The following is a 21547-nucleotide window of genomic DNA, read 5'->3' on the forward strand; positions in this document are numbered from 1 at the left end:
TGGTGCCGAGGAAGGGACTTGAACCCTTACGAACATTTCTGTTCACCAGGCCCTCAACCTGGCGCGTCTGCCAATTCCGCCACCTCGGCTTGCGCATGGCATTATAGCCCTGTTCATAGCGATTGTCAACCATGTTTTGGTGCAAGGACCACACGTATGCACCGCCGCGCCCACCGGGTGTGCAGCGAAGACGCGAAGGTTTTTGTTTTCACCACCAAGACACAAAGGCACGAAGGTTTTTGTTTTCACCACGAAGACACGAAGGCACGAAGGTTTTTGTTTTCACCACGAAGACACAAAGGCACGAAGGTTTTTTTATTTTTAGTGTCTTGGTGTCTTGGTGTCTTAGTGGTGCAAGAGTTGCCAAGAAGACGCGAAGGTTTTTTGTTTTCACCACCAAGACACAAAGGCACGAAGGTTATTTTTAGTGTCTTTGTGTCTTGGTGTCTCCGTGGTGCAAGAGGTATTTACCACCAAGACACAAAGGCGCGAAGGTTTTTGTTTTCACCACGAAGGCACGAAGACACGAAGGTTTTTTTAGTGTCTTGGTGTCTTGGTGTCTTCGTGGTGCAAGAGGTATTTACCACCAAGACACAAAGGCGCGAAGGTTTTTGTTTTCACCACGAAGGCACGAAGACACGAAGGTTTTTTATTTTTAGTGTCTTGGTGTCTTAGTGGTGCAAGAGGTATTTACCACGAAGGCACGAAGACACGAAGGTTTTTTATTTTTAGTGTCTTGGTGTCTTAGTGGTGCAAGAGGTATTTACCACGAAGGCACGAAGACACGAAGGCGCGAAGGTTATTTTTAGTGTCTTGGTGTCTTGGTGTCTTAGTGGTAGATCCCCTCTCTTCATAGAACTAATCGCTTGATGCCCTGCTTGATCACCGGCACATTAAAATTGATCAGGAAGCCAAGGCGCTTGCCGGTCAACTTGAGCTGGGTCAAGAGTTGAGCCGTGAACACAGGATGCATGACCTCCACCGCTTTCAATTCGCAGATGACTCCTTCCTCCACCAGCACATCGAGTCGCAAGCCTTCATCAAACGTGATGCCGTCGTAGACAATCGGCACCACCACTTGCCGGCGATAGGATAAACTCCGTTTGGCCAGTTCATGGCAAAAACAGACTTCGTAGACGTTTTCCAGCAAGCCGGGTCCAAGCGCACGATGAACGGCATACGCAGCGTCCACAATCGCCTTGGCGATGCGTTCTTCTTCGTCGGAAATGGGGGCGTGGTTCATTCCTTATTCCTTGCTTGTTTTACCACCAAGATACCAAGACGCAAAGATTTTGGTGTCTTGGTGTCTTAGTGGTGAAAGAGTTAACATAATAACATGATAACATCACATGATAGCTACCACGAAGGCACGAAGACACGAAGGTTTAGTGTCTTGGTGTCTTGGTGGTGAGAGAGCTACCACGAAGGCACGAAGACACGCAGGTTTAGTGTCTTGGTGTCTTGGTGGTGAGAGAGCTACCACGAAGGCACGAAGACACGCAGGTTTAGTGTCTTGGTGTCTTGGTGGTGAGAGAGCTACCACGAAGGCACGAAGACACGCAGGTTTAGTGTCTTGGTGTCTTGGTGGTGAGAGAGCTACCACGAAGGCACGAAGACACGCAGGTTTAGTGTCTTGGTGTCTTGGTGGTGAGAGAGCTACCACGAAGGCACGAAGACACGCAGGTTTAGTGTCTTGGTGTCTTGGTGGTGAGAGAGCTACCACGAAGGCACGAAGACACGCAGGTTTAGTGTCTTGGTGTCTTGGTGGTGAGAGAGCTACCACGAAGGCACGAAGACACGCAGGTTTAGTGTCTTGGTGTCTTGGTGGTGAGAGAGCTACCACTCTTCCAGATGCGCTTTTGTTCCTCACCCGGCATGAACCGCACTATAATAGAACCCGGTATCCTCTGCCTCGTCACGCGCACCACGGCTGCTGCGCGCCATTGTGGTATCATACGGTATGCTCACCAGAGAATCGGCGTCCTGGTATCAACCTTCTGCCTGGGAGCGCAGCGAAGGCTCGCCTGTGTCCTTAGGTCCTACGTGGGTTCCGGCAGGTGAAGGGTATAATTTCGCCCTCTTCTCACGTCACGCCACCAGTGTCACCCTGCTGATCTATGGCGCGGACGATTTCGTGACGCCGATTTACCGCCATCATCTCGACCCGCGCCGCAACAAGACCCATCACGTCTGGCATTGCTGGGTTCCGGCCGCAGCCATTCCCGGCGGGCGCTACTACGCCTATCGTGTGGATGGTCCCCGCGCGCCGGAGGAAGGGCATCGCTTCGATTCGACGAAGATTGTGCTCGATCCATATGCGCCAGAGGTCTTCTTTCCGCCAGATTACAGCCGGGAAGCGGCGATGCGTCCGGGACCAAACGATGGACGCGCGCCGCTTGGCGTGCTGCCGCGCCGCGAGCCGCGATACGACTGGGAAGGCGATGTGCGTCCACACCATACCCACGATCTGATCGTCTATGAACTGCACGTGCGCGGTTTTACTGCGCGCGCCAATTCGGGCGTCGCACCAGAGGAGCGGGGGACGTTCATCGGGCTGATCCGCAAGATTCCGTACCTGCTGGAACTTGGGGTGACCGCCGTTGAACTTTTGCCGGTGCATCAGTTCGACCCTCAGGAAGGAAATTACTGGGGCTATATGACCCTCAATTTCTTTGCGCCCCACAATGGCTACGCCGTTCATGATCCGCACCGTGAATTTCGTGATATGGTCAAGGCCATGCACGCGGCCGGCATCGAGGTCTGGCTCGATGTGGTCTACAACCATACCAGCGAGGGGGACGAACGGGGTCCGGCATACTGTTATCGCTTGATTGATAATCGGGTCTATTACCTGCTCACGCCCGACCGTCGTCAGTATATCAATGCGAGCGGGTGCGGCAATACGTTACGCTGCGCCGATCCCGCCGTGCGCACGCTGATCGTCGATAGTCTCACTACCTGGATACAGTCCATGCACGTCGATGGGTTCCGTTTCGATCTGGCATCGATTCTGGCGCGCAACGAGGACGGGACGATCAATCACGAGGATCCGGCGCTCATTCACGAGATCAGTATGCTCGCCCAACGTCACGGGGTGCGTTTGATCGCCGAAGCGTGGGATATCAGCGCGTACCTTCTGGGACGCGCCTTCCCTGGCATGACGTGGCGCCAGTGGAATGGGAAGTTCCGCGATGATGTGCGCGCATTTGTCAAGGGTGATCCCGGCAAGATCGGCGATCTGATGTGTCGATTGTATGGCAGCGACGATCTGTTCCCCGATACGCTGGCTGATGCGTACCGCCCGACGCAGAGCGTCAATTTCATCACGTCGCACGATGGGTTTTGCCTCTACGACCTGGTTTCCTACAATCGCAAGCACAATCTGGCAAATGGTCATGAGAACACCGATGGCGCCGATCAGAACTTTAGCTGGAACTGCGGTTGGGAAGGGGACGAGCATGTGCCGCCGGAGGTGCTGGCGTTGCGGCGTCGGCAGGCGCGGAATCTCTTTACGTTGCTGATGCTGGCGAATGGTACGCCGATGTTCGTTGCCGGTGATGAGTTTCTGAATACGCAGCGCGGCAATAATAATCCGTACAATCAGGATAATGAGATTACCTGGCTCGACTGGGATTTGCTGGAGCGCAATCGTGATATGTTTCGTTTTGTCAAAACGCTGATTGCGTTCCGCAAAGCGCATCCCTCGATCCACCGCAGCCGCTTCTGGCGCGATGATGTTCACTGGTACGGCGTCAACGGTCCGCCCGACACATCGTACAACTCGCACGCCGTCGCCTACTGTCTGCGCGGCGTTTCGGTCGGTGACTGCGATCTCTATGTGATGATCAACGGTTACTGGAAGGACCTGGTCTTTGCCATTCAGGAACAGTCGCCGGGAGGATGGTGGCGCGTGATCGATACGGCGCGCCCCTCTCCCGACGATATTCGCGAACCGGGGCGGGAAGTTCAGGTGTGTCAACCGTACTACGTCGTCGGTGCGCGATCAGTTGTCGTGTTGCGCTCGCGCACGACGCAGGAAATGTTGCTGTCCCTCAGCGAACCTCGAATGTGACCGTCTTATCGAGTTTGTCGTTCGGGTAAATATCGACTCTGTACTGACCGGTGGTCCAGAAGCCGTTGTTGGTCAATGTGAAGTGCAACAATCCGCTCCCCATTGTGCCCGATGTCTCTACCAATGACGATTGACGATGCCGCATGCGTGTCATTCCGAGCGCAGCGACTTGTCATTCCGCGCGCAGCGAGGAATCTCAGCGGGTCGCGCACGACCCCTCGCGCTGCTCGGGGTGACCATGCCGGATGTGCACAGGTCATTGGTATCGTTGATCCCCTCATTCGCCGACGCTCCCTCGACATTGACCGCTATCCAGACTGCTTTGAGATTGGTGGTGTCCGGCGCGTTGCGCAGGTCCACGATTGCATAGAACGTGTCAGACGGTCCGTAGGAGGTCACTCGCGTGCTCCCGCTCTCGTCGGTCGCCATCTATACATCGGCAATGTTGGCGGTGCTGACATTGAACCCACAGGCGAGAATGAACAGGGTGAGTGCGAAGGCGGCGGCAAGGACGAATGGCTTCGAGACTCTGGTCGTCATTGTGATGGTTCCTTCTTTATTGGTCGAATGAACAACGACGCACCGTGTGCCAATGATGCGCATCTTCGGAATCATGAACGATAGCATGAGCAAAAATGACACATGTACTCACCATGCATTCGCCGTGATCTGCCGCAGGGTCCATTCTTGCAGCACGGCGCGGCATTGCAGACACTCCAGTTCGTTGATCAGGTCTGCAACCTGCTGAAACGTGGCAGGGACCGAACGATAGATCTGCGGCATCTGAACGTCGGTTGCATCATCGATTGTTGCGACAATGCCGAAGAGTGTCTGGTTCGAGAAGGAACTGTTGATGAGCCATCCCTGTTCATTGAGCAATGCGAGTGTTGTTATCGCCGCCGGCGGGATGCCGAGTTCACGCTGCACGATTGGCGCTACGGCGTCGAGGGGCGTTGCACCAGGCGGAACGCGCCCGCCCGGCAGGTCGAGAGTCATGCGCCCTGCGCCGGGGCGAAACTGTGGATGGGGCAGCAAAATCTGTCCCCGCCAGATCGGAATGACGATGACCGATGGCACGCGCTCGACGCGCCAGTAGTCCAGTTCTCTGCCGTGATCGTCGATCCAGCGCTCGGCAATCATCCGCACCCACGGTGATGTAATAGCGACAATCTCGGCAGTGCGCTGCCAGGGACGTGGGGTTGATGGTTCAGACATGGGAACTCCTGTGCCAGTTGGTCTGGTGATGGTCTGGTTCTTCGCAGCAATCTGTTCCGGCAACGTATGACAATATTCTGTGCTGTCTATTCTACGCTATCTCTAGATGGTCAGATATTCGCCTGCGGTTATGCTCCTCCACCATCTGAGCGTTTCCGGCGCGCGAAAAAACTGTTCACTATCGGCGCCGCGCCGATAGTGTATGCAAGGAGGCATACTGTGAGCAATCGTCACTCGCTATCTCAGAAACATGCTGTTTGATCCCCGGCTCGGTAGTCACGCTGTTGATCGATGTTCCTGCGTCGATGGGCAGAACGGATCGCGTCCCACGCCGCCAGAGTTATTCGTTGCTTCGCCGGGTTCGTGTGTTGCTGCGTTTGCGGCGCAGCACTGCGAACGTGTGGGTACGGTAGAGCGCCGCCCCTGTGGTTGATCGACATTGATCATCACAATCTGCAACTGGTCGCCGAATCGCTGTTGCGCCGGCGGCAAATGCTCCGTGATGGCTGTGTGGCAGTGCTCACAGCAGGGGGCGTAGAACAGCACAACGCGCGGTTGAAGCGGCGAACACGGAAGACAGGTTCAGCGCCAGCGCACAGGCGATTACGAGGATGGACCCAAAACGACGCGCGGCAACCTCCTTTCGCATTGCCTGGGGCTATGGTATGCCGGGCTGCGGGCGCATGCGCGGAGAAGCGGGATCTGAGAGCCGAAAACCGGGCGCCTGATCTCTAGCCCCCACCCCCTAACCCCTGACCTCTTCCGCGAATTGAAGTTGATACAGGCGGTAATAATAGCCGCGTTTCGCCAGCAGTTCGTCGTGCGAGCCGTCCTCCACGAGGCGTCCCTTGTAAAGCACAAGTATCCGATCAACGTGGCGAATGGTCGAAAGCCGGTGCGCAATCACAATGCTGGTGCGTCCGTGGATCAGGCGTTCGAGCGCTTCCTGCATCAACGCCTCGGTTTCGGTGTCTACGCTCGATGTCGCTTCATCGAGGATGAGGAGCACCTCGGGGTTGAACGCAATTGCGCGGGCAAATGCCAGTAATTGTCGTTGACCGACCGACAGATTGCTGCCGCGTTCGCGCACTTCGTACTCATAGCCGCCGGGCAACCGCTCGATGAAGGGCGCCGCGCGCGCAATCTCGGCAGCGCGCCGGACCTGCTCATCGCTGATACTATCGTCGTGCAGGCGAATATTCGAGGCAATGGATCCGCTAAAACACACCGGGTCCTGCGGTACGGCGCTCACGTGGCGGCGCAACTCCGCCTGACGCAATTCACGAATATCGATGCCATCGAGGGTGATCGATCCACGCTGAATATCGTAGAAACGCGCCATCAGGCTCACCAGCGACGTTTTGCCGGCGCCGGTCGCTCCCACAACGGCTACTGCCTGCCCGGCCGGAATGGTGAACGACACACCGCGCAGCACCCACCGGTCATCTGAGTCCGTCAGACCGGCGCCGTCGGGACCGGCGGCCTCGGTATCGTAGGTGAACCATACGTTCTTGAACGTAATCTCACCTCGCACCGGCGACGGCAATGATCGTGGATGCGCTGGATCGACCACCGTGGCAGGCGTGTCGAGCACACGGAAGATGCGCTCCGCCGACGCCATCGCCGACTGGAAGGTGTTGTAACGTTCGGCGATCTGGCGGATCGGCTGAAATGCCTGATCGGTGTATTGAATGAACGCCACCAGCATGCCAAGGGTCGCTATGCCCGCCAGCACTGCCTGACCGCCAAAGTAGAGGAGCAGCGCCATCGCCGTCACCGAAAGGAAGTTGATAAGCGGAAAGAAGATTGCAAACGTCCGGTTCGACTCGAGTTGCGCCGCCAGATAATCGCGGCTCAGTTCGGCGAATCGGATGCGGCTCTGCTCTTCGCGGTTGAATAACTGCGTCACCAGGATGCCGCTGATCTGCTCGTTCAAAAAGGCGTTGATGCGCGCAATGCGCTGCCGGACGCGCCGGTAGACGCCGCGCATGATGCGCTGAAATATACTCGATGCCAGCATGACTGCGGGAAACATGATGAAACTGATCAATGCCAGCCGCCAGTTCAGCAGCAGCATCGTAATGACGATGAACAACAGGCGCACCAGATCGCCCAGCAGCGCCACCGTTCCCTGGGTGATGAACTCATTAAGCGCATCGACATCGTTCGTCAGGCGGGTGATCAGCCGCCCGACGGGGTTGCGGTCGAAGAATGCCAGGCTCATGCGCTGGATATGGCTGAAGATGCGGGTGCGGATATCGACCATCACCTGCTGCCCGACCAACTGTACGATATACGTCTGACCATAACGAAACCCGAAAGCAGCCAGCAGCGCAGCGGCGTACAACCCGAAGAGCGGCAGAATGCCCGCCGGATCGCGCGCCGCAATCGGACCGTCGATTGCCTGCTTGACGAGGAATGGCGGTGCAAGTTCTACGGCTGCCCCGCCGAACATCAGTGCTGTCGCCAGCGCGACTCGCCGCCAGTAGGGCGCGATGAACACCCCCAGGCGGCGCACCAGCGCCGCATCGTAGGCTTTCCCTAAAATCTCGTCATCATCGAATGGTGTGCGAGCCATGCCCGGTCTCCTGCCCATGATCCACGAAGGGTCGAAGGAATACGAAGGCGCCGGGTGCGTCCGGCGGTGCGATTGTTCTGCGTCGGTGCGCTATGCCTGGTCGCCTGCCCTTGATCCACGAATACCAATGACGATTGACGACGCCGCATGCGTGTCATTCCGCGCGCAGCGACTTGTCATTCCGCGCGCAGCGAGGAATCTCAGCGGGTCGCGCACGACCCCTCGCTTTGCTCGGGGTGACCATGCCGAATGTTCACAGGTAATTGGTAGAAGGGCGCAACGGAACACGAAGGTCATGAGATACGGCGGCGCGCCGGTGCATTGCACGGCGCTACTCTTCCTCCAACTCGGCGCGCAGCAACTCGCGACGGTACATATCGGCGTACCGTCCGCCGCGTTCAACCAATTCGCGGTGCGTGCCACGCTCGATGATTTCACCATTGTGCAGCACGATGATCTGATCGGCGTCTTTCACCGTCGCGATGCGCTGTGCAATAATCATGCTGGTGCGCCCCTTCATCATCGCGCGCAGGCTGGCAAGAATCTCGGCGGCAGTGTGGGTATCGACACTCGAAAGCGCATCGTCGAGAATCAAGATTGCCGGGTCGCGCAGGATGGCGCGGGCAATGGCAGTGCGTTGCTTCTGCCCGCCGGACAGCGTCACGCCACGCTCGCCGATCAGGGTGTCGATCCCGTCGGGAAACTGCTCCACATCATTGATCAGCCGCGAAACGGCGAGGGCGTGGATGATCTGATCCTCCGTCGCGTCCGGTCTGCCGAAGGTCACATTTTCGCGGATGGGCACGCTGAACAGGAACGTATCCTGCGGCACATAGCCGATGCCGCGGCGCAGCGCATCGAGGGGCAGGGTGCGCACATCATACCCGTCAACCAGCACCTGCCCCTCGTCCGGGTCGCGCACCCGCGCCAGCAGGTTGACCAGGGTCGTCTTACCGGCGCCGGTTGCGCCGACGATCCCCAGCGACCCCCCTTGCGGAATGCGGAACGAAATATGGCGCAGCACCCATTCCGGCGCACCGGAGGCGGCTGGCTTTCCGGACGTCGAAGGCGCATTCGCGTGATGCCCGGATGCGTTGCCATTCGTATGTTGGCTGTGCGCGAAGCGCAACCCGACATTGCGAAACTCGACCTCTCCCCGCACCACGAAATCGCGCGGCGCATCGGGCGGCGAGGCTATGGCAGAACGGCGTTGAAGCACCTCGCCAATGCGCACCAGCGATGCCGCACCCTGCTGATAGAGGTCCACCGTCCACCCAAGAGCGATAACGGGCCATGCGAGTTGTGCCAGGTAGGCGTTAAACAACACCAGTTCACCAACGGTCATCTCGCCGGCTGCAACCATGCGCCCGCCGATGAGCAGCACAAAAGCGCCGATTGTCCCCAGCATCAACCCAATGATGGGCCAGAGCATGCCGCTGAGCAGCACATAGCGCAGATTGAGCGCGCGGTAGCGTTCATTGGCTTGCCGAAACACCCTGATCTCAGCATCTTCCTGGGCATATGCCTTGATCGTGCGGATGCCGCTGAAATTCTCCTGAGCGCGGGTTGAGATCTCACCGAACTGATCCTGCACCTTGCGGAAGATCGCGCGCATACGTCCGCCGATGACGACGAACAGCACTGCCGCCATCGGCAGGAGCAGCACGACGATTGCGGCCAGCGCCGGATTCGTGAGAAACATCAGCGTCGCGGCGGTCAGCAGCAGCAGCGTCGAACCAAGCAGGTTGCTGATGCCAGGACCAAGGAACATACGCACTGCCGAGAGATCGTTCGTCACCCGCGTCATGAGGTCGCCGGTGTGCATTGTGGTGAAGAATCCCTGATCGAGCGTTAACAATCGGGCGAATAGCGCTTCGCGCATATCGAAATCGATCAGGTGCGACGTGCCGATGATCTGAGTGCGCTGTCCATAGCGCAACAATCCTTCCACGAGCGCAGCGAGCAACAGCAATCCGCCGTACTGGAGCAACCGCTCGATCACAACGCCGCGCGTATTCAGGTCATCGACGGCAAAGCGCACGATCTGCGGAATCATCGCGGCGACGGCGGTGGCTGCCATGGCGCACAGCGCGCCGATCAGCAACCGGCGACGGTAGCGCCGCACAAAGGGCCAGAGGCGATGGAATTGATCCACGGGTGCTCTCTCCAAAGATTCATAAGCGTCGCCGGATGTCACCCTGCGACGCAGTTCAGTAAGTATAGCAGGAATCGTAGCATTGTGGGTTGGTAAAGTGGCTTTGTGCTACGCTGCGGAGATGACCTCATACTGCGCCCCCTGGCATACGCTCACAACCTGATGAATGGTGCAGGCGTGTGTGGGCGTCTTACACGCGCGCGAATGGCAGGCCCATCAGGAAACTTCTCGGACCTGCGCTCGGATTTCGACCGGAGGGACGACCTCTGCGGTGCGTGTCAGATGAGTGGCGAATTTATCCCCCACGCTCCTGCCCCTCCTCCCCTGGCACATCCGCAGGTGGCGCATCGGCAGGCGATGGAGCAGGCGAGGTATCCGCCGACGGTGGAGCAGGCGAGGCGTCGGCAGGAGGCATCTCTGGCGGAGACTGAGGCTGAGCAGCCTGTTCGAGCGGATCGCGCCCCATCCAGAGGAAGGTGACATCGACAACGGCGCGGTCGCCCTTGATGCCGAAATCGTCCCACCAGATGCCATCGGCAATATCGATGGCTGTAGGGAAGCGCACCCGCCCATGCTGGGCGCGACCGTTGTTGTGCCCATCGAAGAAGGCGGCATGATCCTGGGGCCATCCCTGGCGCAGATCGCTGAAATATCGCTTTTCCTGCGGGTCCCAGTAATTGTCGCGCGTATTCCACGGTCCGACGTCGTACACCGGCGCGACGACGCTCCGACCGTTGTGGGTGATGCGCACCATGTATTCGCTGCCGCCGCGACTGGAGAGGACACACACGCACGGCAGCGCCACAAAGCGGTCACGTTTGACGATCCGATGTCCGTTGGCGGTGCGCCTGCCTACCAGCCCCAGGCGTGTGGCGTGGACGGTAAACGTTGGCGCGACCGGCGGCGGCTCGTTCTCGAAAGCGGCGAACGACGGCGCCGAATGCTCCGGCGTGAGCCGCAGGGATCGGAGCAATGGCGTGTCGCCGGTTGCCAGTAGACGCACGCGATATTGAGCAAAGCGCGCCGGTTGGTCAAACCGTGCAGTTGCGCCTGGCGCCAGATCGATGACCCATGGAGTCCAGCGCGCGTCATCGGCGCTGGCGCGCACATCGAGCGCCACCTGCGCGCCGCGTGGGACGCGAGTCTCATACGCAACGCGCAGGGTATCGAACACATGGGGATATGCGATTGCGTCGCTGATGAAACTGCCGAAGCGTCCAGCGCCGCCAAATGCCACCGGTGCGGGAGGCGCATCGGTGGCGAGCGCAAAACCGTCGCCGGGCGTGACGATAATGCCATCAGCGATGCCAGCCGGTTGCGGCGCGGCATAGGCAGGCAGCCCCGCAAGGCATGCGATCAGCAGCGCAAACGCGGCAACATCCCTGACCGGACGATGGACGACTCGGTGCATGCAGCCTCGTGGCTTTCCAATATTTCTAACCGGACTGGGGCGGATTATACCATACGTCCGCAAGCGGCATGCAACCGCCGCTTCACCGCGCCAGCCACCCGCCATCGACGACGAGTACGTGCCCATGCACGTAGTCGCTGGCGGATGACGCCAGAAAGATTGCCGCCCCTGCCAGATCGGCGGGAACGCCCCAGCGCCCGGCGGGAATGCGTTCGAGAATCTGACGGGATCGTTCAGGATCATCGCGCAGCGCCTGTGTGTTGTCGGTGACCATGTAGCCCGGGGCAATGGCATTGACATTCACCCCCAGATGCGCCCACTCATTGGCAAGCGCCTTTGTCAGGCCGGCGACGGCGTGCTTGGCAGCGGCGTAGGCGGGCACGCGAATGCCTCCCTGGAAAGCGAGCAGGGATGCGACATTGATGATCTTTCCGTGACCCTGGGCGATCATTGGACGACCAGCCGCCTGGCAGAGCGCCCATACTGCATCGAGGTTCACGTCGAGCACCGCGCGCCAATCGTTCCATCCATAATCAACAGCCGGGGCGCGCCGGATAATCCCGGCATTGTTAACGAGAATATCGAGCCGTCCAAGGCGCGTGATGGTTTCGCTCACCACCCCCTCGACCGGCGCCGTGCTGCTCAGATCGGCGGTCAGTGCAACGCTGCGTCGTCCGGTTGCGGCGATGGCATCGAGGGTAGCGACAGCATTCCCCAAACGCGAGACAACCGCCACGTCTGCGCCAGCCTGCGCGAGTGCGATGGCAATTCCCTGCCCCAACCCCTTATCGCCGCCGGTGACCAATGCCACGCGACCGTCGAGACGAAAAAGATCGAGCGCGCTGCTCATCGTGATCGCTCCGCCTGTTTGATCAGCGGCGCAGCCTTCTGCACCCAGGCGAGCGCCGGGTCGAACGCGACTGCCTGAGTACGCCCTGTGCCTGCAAGAAACCAGAGAAAATAATTCGTATATCCCGGCGCACTACAGGTGGTATGGTAGCCGTGCGGCGCCATGAAGATCGTCGAGTCGCTGATGGTGTAGGTCTGGTCGTAGCCGCGTTCAGGACTGTAATGACGGCACAACCCGAATCCTTCGGGAGGATTCACACGGAAGTAGTACATCTCCTCGTGGTGCGCCTCGTAGGGCAGGTTATCGACCTCGTGCTTGTGCGGCGGGTAGGTGCTCCAGTTGCCCGATGGCACGAACGTCTCGCCGACCAGCAGCCTCGCGGCAGGCAGTTCCGGTTGGCTGCTGGTCGTCAAAATGTTGGAGAGCGTGCGGCTGAAGTTCGCCGCGCCGGCATCGACCTGCACCACCATATCCGGCGTGATCACATACGGATCGGTCGCCAGGTCCGACGGCGCCGAGCAGAGTCCGGCGTCGAGCGTTCCATGCGCTGTGATCGTGTAGGCGCTACCTGCGGGCATGTAGACGGCGTATGGCTTTCCGGCGAATGGATTGGGACGCGCGCCAATCCGGGCAAACGTCTTCCCGGCAACCTGCACCGTACCGCGTCCGCCAAAAATGACGAGCGCCACTTCACGTCCGCCGGTCTCACCGGCGAAACTGGCGCCGTCAGGAAGGATAAGCCGGGCAAAATCGAGCAGAGTGCAGGGATTGACATCCAGCGTGTTGAGACCGGGATCGCTGCCGACACGGGTGAAAAAGGCGGTCATACGTTTACTCCTTTGGGTCTACGATGCCTCTCTGGCGTCACAGCATATCCAGGAGGAGAGAACATGCGCAGGCAAACTATATCACAGAGTGCAGCGCCATCTTTCGATAGCGTCTGCACAGTGTGTTGATGGGTGATGCAGTCTGTCGGAATAGACTAGACAAAAGGATGTCATGTCGCGCATCTGGCAACCGCGCGAGTCAAAAAGCAGGTTGAGCGAGGTTGTCGAAGAGGCGCTCTGCAATGGTCCTTGGTTACACGCCACGTCAGAGACTTTGCCGGCGTCGGCATATCGGTCATCAATTCCAGGGAGGAGGCTGAAGTTTCGCGCCGGGTGTGCGGGCGTCCCGCCCACGAGTCAATCCCTGGGACATCGTCCACTCGCATTGGCTGAGCCTGTCGAAGCCGACGCCGAATGATAGCGGTTGCAGCGTCGTTCACGTCTGGGTGACAGTCTAATCCTCCCAGAACGGTCGCGCCCACCGGCGGCGCACCAACTCAGCGCGCAGGTCGAGCATAGCAGTATACGTTGGCAGCGCATAGAGCGTTGCGCTGGCAGGCAATCGTTCGAGCGCCGCGTCCAGCGCGTCTGCCGGGTCATCCACGACGCTGATACATTCCGACTCAACCCCGGCATATTTCAGCCGCACCGCCATATCTGCCGCGCGCGTTCCGCCGATGGTCGCGCGCGCCACATGTCCCGCCAGGCGCTCGAATTCCGCGTCCCATAGCCACGAAACATCCGTTCCATCAGCATGGCGATCATTGATCAGGATAAGAAGGTGAAGCAGGGTTGAAGGATGAAGGTTATTGGTAGAGACATTGCACCGCGACCTTTCTGCTGATGCTGCGTCGCCCTGCAACGTCTCCGCCGCTTGCGCTGCGTTGCTCTGCAACGTTGCGACATGCGTTGAACGTTCAACATTCAACGCATCCGTCAGCATGCGAATGGTTTCGGTGGCGCCAACAGGGTTTTTGATCAGGGCGATCAGCAACGGGCGTCCGCCCGCATCAACCCGTTCGATACGCCCAAAAGCAGCGTCGAAATGTTCGAGCGTCGCGCGAATACGTGGCGCCGGAACGCCAAGTTCCAGACATGCCGCAATCGCTGCCAGCGCGTTGATCGCGTTGTACAAACCTGGAAGAGGCAGATGGAGTTCCATCGCACCTCCCGGAAACGTCAGGCAGAGCATGGACTCTTTCACACCATGGAGGTCCAACCGTTCCAGAGCATAGTCGGGTGTTGGGCGCGCCGCGCTGCACCTATCGCAGCGGTAATGCCCGACGTGCGCGTAGAAGAGCGCCGTGTAGCGGTATGGCGCACCGCAGCGACGGCAAAACCGGGCATCGCCGATCTGCGCCGCCGCCCCCGATGCGTAGCGTCGATCATTGAGTCCATAGAAGCGCACTTTGGCGGATAGTCCCTCTCCAAGCGCCGCGACCGCCGGATCATCAGCATTGAGCAAGACGGTTGTCGTGGCGGGAAGGCGTTCGAGCGCTGACCGCCACCCCTTCGCTACGGTATCCACTTCGCCGTAGCGGTCGAGTTGATCGCGGAACAGATTATGGAGCACAACCAGGCGAGGTGTGGTTTCTGCTGCGATGCCCGGAAAGGCGGCTTCATCAGTTTCGAACAGACCGATTCGCGCCGGGGAGCGTCCGCCAAACGACACACCCGCTAGCGCCGTTGCCGTTACGCCGCTGATCAGGTTCGCGCCGGCGCGATTATGGAGTGGCGCGCGTCCATCGTCCGCCAGCATCGCCGCAATCATCCGAGTGGTAGTCGTTTTGCCGTTGGTGCCGGAAACGAGCACAACTCCCTGCGGCAGCGCCACCGCCAGTTTCCGCAGCGCTTGCGGATCGACGCGCCGGGCAACGACGCCGGGGAGCGTCGTACCGCCGCCGCGCCGCAGAACGCGGCTGGCGACGCCGGTCGATTTACCGGCAGCGACCGCCAGCAACAGTCGGATATCAATCATAGACGCAAAAACCGGCTACCTCCCGGTCAACCCATGGCGAGCCGCCACAACTTCGGCAATAATACTGACGGCAATCTCCTCTGGAGAATCCGAACCAATCTTCAACCCGATTGGCGCATGCAGGCGCGCCAGTTGTTCTTCTGGCACCCCATCGGCGCGCAGGCGCTCCAGGCGTCTGGCGTGCGTCTTGGGGCTGCCCAGCGCCCCGACATAGCGCGCTGGCGAGGGCAGCGCCACCTTAAGCGCCGGATCGTCCAGTTTGGGATCGTGGGTCAGCAACACCACGAAACTGTTGCTCGTCAGGCGTCCAGGCAGCACTTCATCGGGCCAGGCATGGATCAGTTCGTCGGCATGGGCGAACCGCTCAGGAGTGGCAAAGGCGCCGCGCGCATCAATCACCACGGTGCGGAAACCAAGCGTCTTTGCAAACGTTACCAGCGGAATGGCAATATGCACCGCACCGACAATAAACATGGTCGGCGGCGGCGGATAGGTTTCGATAAAGACCTGCACGTCGCCATCAGCGACCGTGTAGGAGCGAATGCCGCTTTCGGCGCGCAGCAGCATTGCCAGCGCATCGCGCTCGACCGCTTCATTGAGGATCGAATCGCCCAGCGTGCCGAGCAACGCCTCACCGGGGCGCACCAGCAGCTTAGCGCCGATCTGCCCTGTTCCATCAATGATCGTCGCAACGGCGACCGGTTGCTCTGCGGCAAGGCATGCCTTAAGAGTGGTGTACAGTATCGTCATTGTGTGTTCCATTCATACGGCGCAGCGTGGCTACGCGCCTTCTTTCCGCAGGGCGCTCGAACCCGCGCCCTAAAACCGCTCATCGCCGCTGCGCTCTTCCGGGGTTTTCTTTCTACCCACTTCAGACGCCCGGTGCGTCTCCAGAGTTGCATCGATTGTCGTAGCGTCGCAGGCTACCAGTCCAGCGGCTCGACGAACACATCAATGATGCCGCCGCATGCCAGCCCCACATCCCAGGCATCGTCGTCGGCGACGCCGAAGTGCAACAACTGCGCTTTACCGGTCTTGATCGCTTCCTGGCATGCATCGAAGACCGCGCCCTCGATACATCCGCCGCTGACCGAGCCGATCATAGCGCCGCTCGATGATACTGCCATCTTTGCGCCGACACCGCGTGGCGCAGAACCAAGCGTCTTCACCACAGTGGCAAACGCCACACGCTCGCCGCGCGCACGCCATTGCTCGATTGCAGGAAGAACATCTTTCATCAGGTGTGCCTCACTGCTTGGAACTATCGCAAGGTTTCGCTCAGGGTTGTCGGTTCCAGTCCAACAGCGCGCAAACGATCAATAATGCCCGGCAACATGCCGGCCGTTGACGACCGTCCGTGCATTAACAAGATGCCGCCATCCGCCCACGCCGGATCAGCGACGGCGCGGTCGAGCCATGCCGGGATCGCTCGATCATCGGCGCTCCAATGGTACGGAATGTATCCTTCCGCCACAACTGCTGCAACCGCCTGCGCGGTATAATCGCCATAGGGAAAGCGGAAATGCGGTCTCGTGCTTCGGCCGGTGACCTCCAGAACAATCCGGTCGGTTTCACGCAATTCATTCGCCATCCCGTCGAGACCGATGCGTGAGAAGTAGGGATGCGTGAGCGAATGATTGGCAATCTCGTTTCCTTCGGCAACGATGGCGCGTGCTGCATCGGGGAAGCGTTTGACCCAGTTCCCCGTGACGAAGAACGTCCCTTTGACTTGACGCTGTCGTAATGCATCGAGGATGGCATAGAGCGTTGTATCGTCAATTTCGATATCGAACGTCAGCGCCACCTTCCCGGACGCCGGATTGCCGCGTCGCACCGGTTCCGTCAGCCCGGATGCCGCTTCGCCAGGATGGAACAACGGGATCGCCAGCGCTCGTTCAGGGCGGAGTGGCGCGTCGGCGTCAATCGCATTCAGTGCGGCAATGGCTGCTGTATCACTTCCCAATCGTGCTGCGATGCCGTCCAGCGTTTCCCCCGCAGCGACGCGATGAACCGTATACCCGATCGGCGCAGGCAACGGCGTTGGCGACGGCAGAGGGGAGGGCGTGGGTGTTGCCGATGGCGCGATGAACGACAGGGGCGCTGCCAGAATGCTCGGATGCCCGGAGGTGGGTGTTTCCCGAACACGCACCGTTGGCGGCGTAACTTGACGCGCATACGTGGCTTCCGGTGGCAAGGATGGCGATGGGCGGAACAGATACCCGCCAAGGATCAGCGCAACACCGACGGCGGTTGCCGCAACGAAAGGAAGCGGGCGGTTTGCGGAGCGCGGGCGCGCGGCGCGGCGCGGCAAGGGTTGGAACAGCACACCGGTATCAGGCGCAACCCGCAGCACCGGCGCTCCCCACAGGTCGCCGATCCGCGCCAGCGCCACGCGCCCGACCGTCACTGCAAGATCGACCGGCGCTCCCATCGCCAACTGATCGTAGCAGAGCGCCGCAAACCGAGCCGTATGGTCCGCCGGCAGCGGTGTACCGAACGCAATTGTGGCAGGAAGGCGCTCATCGATCAGCAACGCTGCACACAGCATTGGCGCAATATCGAGCGCCCGCCTGTCTCCTTCGCCGCCGGTCAGCGTTGCCAACCGCAGATTTGCCGCATCTGCCAGCAGATCGACCAGGTCGCCGGCGTCGAGTGCGCCACTCAGATCCAGTTCGAGACGCCGATCGGGCGTCAGCACAACACGCGCCGCCAGGTGCAGCACGTGGGGCATTTCTTCCACCAGCGCCCGCTGCAATGTCGAGGGAGAGGCATCCGGCACTGACCGCAGATCGATCCGAGCGGCGCGAATGCCGGGCGTCAGCGCGCGTTCGAGCGCATCCAGGCAGTGCGCATTGCCGGGCGACGCAATCGCCAGCACCCGCAGCGGTTCGCGGAGGGGCAGTGATTGTGGCGGCGAGACGCACCTTCCTGCACGCACCAGCGCATAATCGGCGCGCAGTGCTGGCGTCCAGACATGTGTGCTGCCCAGTGACAGATACTCCCAGGGAAGCGCGGCAAGTTCCGGTGTATTGATCTGCAACCGCACCTGAAGGCGAGCGCCATCCGCAGCGGCAGAACGCGCAGCATCGAGCAAGAGCGTGCGAATCGGCAGCGTAAACAGCGCTCGACCCAGCGCCCGCCCGACATCAGGAATGTTTGCGATCCGCTGCGCACCGGCATGGAGCGCCTGATGTCCCAGGTCGAACAGCGATCCTGCCAGGTGCAACTCCGACACGGCGGCACGTCCGTTGACGCGCGCGCGGACCGGGCATCGTCCATCGTCATCGAGTGGACCAATGGCGATGTGGAAGACAACAACCGGCATGGTTTTGATCGCGGTTCGATCCGAGGCTGACCGCATGGCTGTTCTCGCCAGGATGCTCTCTCATCAGTTCAATTGTACCATAGGACGGGTGTGTTTCTATCTTGTATTCTTCCGCCTGGGCGCGTGGGTCGCGGGCGGTGCGCGGGGCACGAGGTGCGGGGCACGAGGCGCGAGGCGCGGGGCCCGACAATGGCGTAGCGCGAGATTTATCTCGCATTTGTGGTGAGGCGAGAGGGGAGAGGGTCCCGACAATGGCGTAGCGCGAGATTTATCTCGCATTTGTGGTGAGGCGAGAGGGGTGGGGCGAGAGGGGAGAGGGGAGAGGGGCCCGACAATGGCGTAGCGCGAGATTTATCTCGCATTTGTGGTGAGGCGAGAGGGGTGAGGCGAGAGGGGTGAGGCGAGAGGGTCCCGACAATGGCGTAGCGCGAGATTTATCTCGCATTTGTGGTGAGGTGAGAGGCGAGAGGGGAGGGGCATGAGGCGAGAGGGGAGAGGGGCCCGACAATGGCGTAGCGCGAGATTTATCTCGCATTTGTGGTGAGGCGAGAGGCGAGAGGGGTGGGGCGAGAGGGGAGAGGGGAGAGGGTCCCGACAATGGCGTAGCGCGAGATTTATCTCGCATTTGTGGTGAGGCGAGAGGGGTGGGGCGAGAGGGGAGAGGGGAGAGGGTCCCGACAATGGCGTAGCGCGAGATTTATCTCGCATTTGTGGTGAGGCGAGAGGCGAGAGGGGTGAGGCGAGAGGGGAGAGGGGAGAGGGGCCCGACAATGGCGTAGCGTGAGATTTATCTCGCATTTGTGGTGAGGTGAGAGGCGAGAGGGGAGGGGCATGAGGCGAGAGGGGAGAGGGTCCCGACAATGGCGTAGCGCGAGATTTATCTCGCATTTGTGGTGAGGTGAGAGGCGAGAGGGGAGGGGCATGAGGCGAGAGGGGAGAGGGTCCCGACAATGGCGTAGCGCGAGATTTATCTCGCATTTGTGGTGAGGCGAGAGGCGAGAGGGGTGGGGCGAGAGGGGAGAGGGGAGAGGGTCCCGACAATGGCGTAGCGCGAGATTTATCTCGCATTTGTGGTGAGGCGAGAGGCGAGAGGGGTGGGGCGAGAGGGGAGAGGGGAGAGGGGCCCGACAATGGTGTAGCGCGAGATTTATCTCGCATTTGTGGTGAGGCGAGAGGGGTGAGGCGAGAGGGGTGGGGCGAGAGGGGAGGGGCGAGAGGCGTGGGGGTCAGAGGCGTAGGTCACGAGGTGCAGGGTCCGAGGCGTGGGGTTCAGAGGCGTGGGGTCCGAGGCGCGGGGCACGAGGTACGGGTTCAGAGGCGCGGGGCACGAGGCGCGGGGCGCGAGGCGTGGGGTCCGAGGCGTGGGGTTCAGAGGCGTGGGGTCCGAGGCGCGGGGCGCGAGGTGCGGGGCGCGAGGTGCGGGGCGCGAGGTGCAGGGCGCGAGGTGCGGGGCGCGAGGTGCGGGGCGCGAGGTGCAGGGCGCGAGGTGCAGGGCGCGAGGCGCGGGGCGCGAGGTGCGGGTTCAGAGGCGTGGGGTTCAGAGGCGCGGGGCACAAGGCGCGGGGCACGAGGCGCGGGGCGCGAGGCGTGGGGTCCGAGGCGTGGGGTTCAGAGGCGTGGGGCACGAGACGTGGGGCGGCGCACGGGGACGCGCGGAGCGCGGGGAGGTGGGGATGCGGGCGCGCCAGCGGCGCGCTTCTACCTGTCGCCTCTTGCCTCTCGCCTCACCACAAATGCGAGATAAATCTCGCGCTACGCCATTGTCGGGCCCCTCGCCCCTCTCGCCTCACCCCTCTCGCCTCTCGCCTCATGCCCCTCCCCTCTCGCCTCTCGCCTCTCCCCTCGCCCCCCAACCATCACCTCATACTCCTGCTTCGTCCGGCGCGCCACCACGGGCCAGTCGAAGGTCTCGCGCACCAGGCGAACGCTCTCTGCACCCCATGTTGCCCAGCGATCGCGCTGTTCCAGCGCCAGCCGTATGCGGGATGCCAGATCATCGGCATCGCCGGGACGCGCCAGATACCCGTTGCGCCCATTGAAGACCTTATCGGGAATGCCGCCTGCTACCGATGCGACTATCGGACGGCGGTGGATCATGGCTTCCAGCGTTACGAGTGAGGAGCCCTCGTAGAGCGTCGGGTGAACGACCAGATCGACCTCTTCGTAAAGGTTGTGCAGTTCGGCGTCGCTGAGCCGCCCCACGAAGGTAACGTGATGGATGATGCCAGCCCGTTGCGCCTGGCGTTCGAGCGCGCGACGCTCCTTCCCTTCTCCCACCAGCAACCAGCGCCAGCGCGATGGCAGACGCTCCCGCAGCCGGGTGAGTGCGTCGATCAGGATATGGTATCCTTTGTTGCGCTCCAGCCGACCAACGCTGAGAATCGTCAGGTCCTCCTCATCGAGACGAAATCGCTGGCGCAACGCAGCGCGCGTGGCGTCGTTGACCGGCGCCAGACACTCATCGGCGTCGATGGCGCTGGGAATGACCACGACCTTCGCCGGATCGACCCCCAGATATCGCGGCAGATCGTCTTGTGTGCAGGCATCGGTGGCGATTGCCCGGTCGGCGCAGCGCGTGCCGTAGGAGTAGAGCGCGCGGAAGGGCGCATATGCCAGCCATTTGCGCCAGTCGGGTGTTCGATACTCTTCCAGTCCATGCGGATTGGCGATAAACGGAACGCGACGAAGCAACGGATCGCGGACGCGGATCCAGCCATAGCCGAATGCGCACAACCCCTGGGCATGCACCACGTCATACGCGCCGCGCCGCGCGGCTGCCGCCGCTATGCGCCCAAGCCGCCAGGAATACCAGGGATAGTTGATCTGTCGTCCCGCAATCGAATTGGGACGCAGCGCCGGCGAGGTATAGTCGTAGCGTAGTGTCATAACGCGCTCGATGCCGGGGAGAACATCGGCATAGGGGTTGATCGGTCGCGCCGGATCATCATCGAGATCGAGCGTATGGCCGTGCGGTGTCTGCACATAGAGCGTGATCCGCACGCCAAGCCGCGCCAGGTGCGTCGTCAGGTGGAAGACGTGACGTTCAATACCGCCAAAGCCGTGGAGTGGAAAGACAACACGCGCCAGCATGGCAACCCGCAGGGCATCGGGAGAGAAGTCGTGCATCGTATCCGCC

15 protein-coding genes and 1 tRNA gene are annotated in these 21547 nt (G+C 60.8%); 1 reads left to right on the forward strand and 15 read right to left on the reverse strand.

The genetic code is table 11. The features are described from left to right. A tRNA-Leu gene (locus RCAS_RS06360) sits at nucleotides 1–89 on the reverse strand. A gap of 761 nt (nucleotides 90–850) precedes the next feature. Then, entirely contained in the window at nucleotides 851–1243 is a 393-nt protein-coding gene (locus RCAS_RS06365) for a GxxExxY protein (RefSeq protein WP_012119773.1), read from the reverse strand. Nucleotides 1244–2026: 783 nt separating this feature from the next. On the opposite strand from RCAS_RS06365, the gene RCAS_RS06370 reads away from it, so the two are divergent. After that, the gene (locus RCAS_RS06370) at nucleotides 2027–4072 is read left to right on the forward strand and encodes a glycogen debranching protein (RefSeq protein WP_232280193.1); all 2046 of its coding nucleotides are present in this window, start codon (nucleotides 2027–2029) and stop codon (nucleotides 4070–4072) included. Here the strand turns inward: RCAS_RS06370 and RCAS_RS24955 are convergent. The 13 genes from RCAS_RS24955 to RCAS_RS06440 all read right to left on the reverse strand — a co-directional run bounded on the left by RCAS_RS24955 (nucleotide 4053) and on the right by RCAS_RS06440 (nucleotide 21537). Further along, nucleotides 4053–4217, reverse strand: a complete 165-nt coding sequence (locus tag RCAS_RS24955) for a hypothetical protein (protein WP_157042571.1) — start codon at nucleotides 4215–4217, stop codon at nucleotides 4053–4055. The two genes, RCAS_RS06370 and RCAS_RS24955, sit on opposite strands and share 20 nt — an antisense overlap. Before the next feature lie 503 nt (nucleotides 4218–4720). After that, nucleotides 4721–5287: an NUDIX domain-containing protein gene (locus RCAS_RS06385; RefSeq protein ID WP_012119775.1), complete on the reverse strand. Its 567-nt coding sequence runs from the start codon at nucleotides 5285–5287 to the stop codon at nucleotides 4721–4723. Nucleotides 5288–5563: 276 nt separating this feature from the next. Next, nucleotides 5564–5779, reverse strand: coding sequence for a hypothetical protein (locus tag RCAS_RS06390; RefSeq protein ID WP_041330303.1), 216 nt, complete (start codon nucleotides 5777–5779; stop codon nucleotides 5564–5566). A gap of 253 nt (nucleotides 5780–6032) precedes the next feature. Next, a complete protein-coding gene (locus tag RCAS_RS06395; protein ID WP_012119777.1) occupies nucleotides 6033–7865 on the reverse strand; it encodes an ABC transporter ATP-binding protein in 1833 nt (610 codons plus the stop codon). Between the two features lie 331 nt (nucleotides 7866–8196). Continuing rightward, a complete protein-coding gene (locus RCAS_RS06400; RefSeq protein WP_012119778.1) occupies nucleotides 8197–10020 on the reverse strand; it encodes an ABC transporter ATP-binding protein in 1824 nt (607 codons plus the stop codon). A gap of 295 nt (nucleotides 10021–10315) precedes the next feature. Beyond that, on the reverse strand, nucleotides 10316–11431 hold the full coding sequence (locus RCAS_RS06405) for an RlpA-like double-psi beta-barrel domain-containing protein (RefSeq protein ID WP_012119779.1): 1116 nt from the start codon (nucleotides 11429–11431) through the stop codon (nucleotides 10316–10318). Nucleotides 11432–11513: 82 nt separating this feature from the next. Next, the gene (kduD, locus tag RCAS_RS06410) at nucleotides 11514–12281 is read right to left on the reverse strand and encodes a 2-dehydro-3-deoxy-D-gluconate 5-dehydrogenase KduD (protein WP_012119780.1); all 768 of its coding nucleotides are present in this window, start codon (nucleotides 12279–12281) and stop codon (nucleotides 11514–11516) included. After that, nucleotides 12278–13108 carry a 5-deoxy-glucuronate isomerase gene (locus RCAS_RS06415; protein ID WP_012119781.1) on the reverse strand — a complete coding sequence of 277 codons (831 nt, stop codon included), beginning with the start codon at nucleotides 13106–13108 and terminating at the stop codon, nucleotides 12278–12280. The genes kduD and RCAS_RS06415 overlap by 4 nt, the downstream gene beginning before the upstream one ends. A gap of 454 nt (nucleotides 13109–13562) precedes the next feature. Continuing rightward, nucleotides 13563–15086 (reverse strand): MurT ligase domain-containing protein, encoded by a 1524-nt coding sequence (locus tag RCAS_RS06420; RefSeq protein WP_012119782.1) that lies wholly within the window; start codon nucleotides 15084–15086, stop codon nucleotides 13563–13565. A gap of 15 nt (nucleotides 15087–15101) precedes the next feature. Further along, the gene (locus RCAS_RS06425) at nucleotides 15102–15836 is read right to left on the reverse strand and encodes an XdhC family protein (protein WP_041330304.1); all 735 of its coding nucleotides are present in this window, start codon (nucleotides 15834–15836) and stop codon (nucleotides 15102–15104) included. A gap of 173 nt (nucleotides 15837–16009) precedes the next feature. Continuing rightward, a complete protein-coding gene (locus RCAS_RS06430) occupies nucleotides 16010–16324 on the reverse strand; it encodes an XdhC family protein (protein WP_012119784.1) in 315 nt (104 codons plus the stop codon). 23 nt (nucleotides 16325–16347) lie between these two features. Further along, nucleotides 16348–18447, reverse strand: coding sequence for a polysaccharide deacetylase family protein (locus RCAS_RS06435; protein ID WP_012119785.1), 2100 nt, complete (start codon nucleotides 18445–18447; stop codon nucleotides 16348–16350). A gap of 1716 nt (nucleotides 18448–20163) precedes the next feature. Continuing rightward, nucleotides 20164–21537, reverse strand: a complete 1374-nt coding sequence (locus tag RCAS_RS06440) for a glycosyltransferase family 4 protein (protein WP_012119786.1) — start codon at nucleotides 21535–21537, stop codon at nucleotides 20164–20166. Nucleotides 21538–21547: the final 10 nt, after the last annotated feature.

This window comes from Roseiflexus castenholzii DSM 13941, assembly GCF_000017805.1.
In the GTDB taxonomy this organism is placed as follows: domain Bacteria; phylum Chloroflexota; class Chloroflexia; order Chloroflexales; family Roseiflexaceae; genus Roseiflexus; species Roseiflexus castenholzii.

Excerpts from the sequence above, each read along its gene's own strand:
- RCAS_RS06365 (WP_012119773.1), bottom strand. The coding sequence starts at position 1,243 with ATGAACCACGCCCCCATTTCCGACGAAGAAGAACGCATCGCCAAGGCG.
- RCAS_RS24955 (WP_157042571.1), bottom strand. The coding sequence starts at position 4,217 with ATGCGGCATCGTCAATCGTCATTGGTAGAGACATCGGGCACAATGGGG.
- RCAS_RS06385 (WP_012119775.1), bottom strand. The coding sequence starts at position 5,287 with ATGTCTGAACCATCAACCCCACGTCCCTGGCAGCGCACTGCCGAGATT.
- RCAS_RS06395 (WP_012119777.1), bottom strand. The coding sequence starts at position 7,865 with ATGGCTCGCACACCATTCGATGATGACGAGATTTTAGGGAAAGCCTAC.
- RCAS_RS06405 (WP_012119779.1), bottom strand. The coding sequence starts at position 11,431 with ATGCACCGAGTCGTCCATCGTCCGGTCAGGGATGTTGCCGCGTTTGCG.
- kduD (WP_012119780.1), bottom strand. The coding sequence starts at position 12,281 with ATGAGCAGCGCGCTCGATCTTTTTCGTCTCGACGGTCGCGTGGCATTG.
- RCAS_RS06415 (WP_012119781.1), bottom strand. The coding sequence starts at position 13,108 with ATGACCGCCTTTTTCACCCGTGTCGGCAGCGATCCCGGTCTCAACACG.
- RCAS_RS06420 (WP_012119782.1), bottom strand. The coding sequence starts at position 15,086 with ATGATTGATATCCGACTGTTGCTGGCGGTCGCTGCCGGTAAATCGACC.
- RCAS_RS06425 (WP_041330304.1), bottom strand. The coding sequence starts at position 15,836 with ATGACGATACTGTACACCACTCTTAAGGCATGCCTTGCCGCAGAGCAA.
- RCAS_RS06430 (WP_012119784.1), bottom strand. The coding sequence starts at position 16,324 with ATGAAAGATGTTCTTCCTGCAATCGAGCAATGGCGTGCGCGCGGCGAG.
- RCAS_RS06435 (WP_012119785.1), bottom strand. The coding sequence starts at position 18,447 with ATGCGGTCAGCCTCGGATCGAACCGCGATCAAAACCATGCCGGTTGTT.
- RCAS_RS06440 (WP_012119786.1), bottom strand. The coding sequence starts at position 21,537 with ATGCACGACTTCTCTCCCGATGCCCTGCGGGTTGCCATGCTGGCGCGT.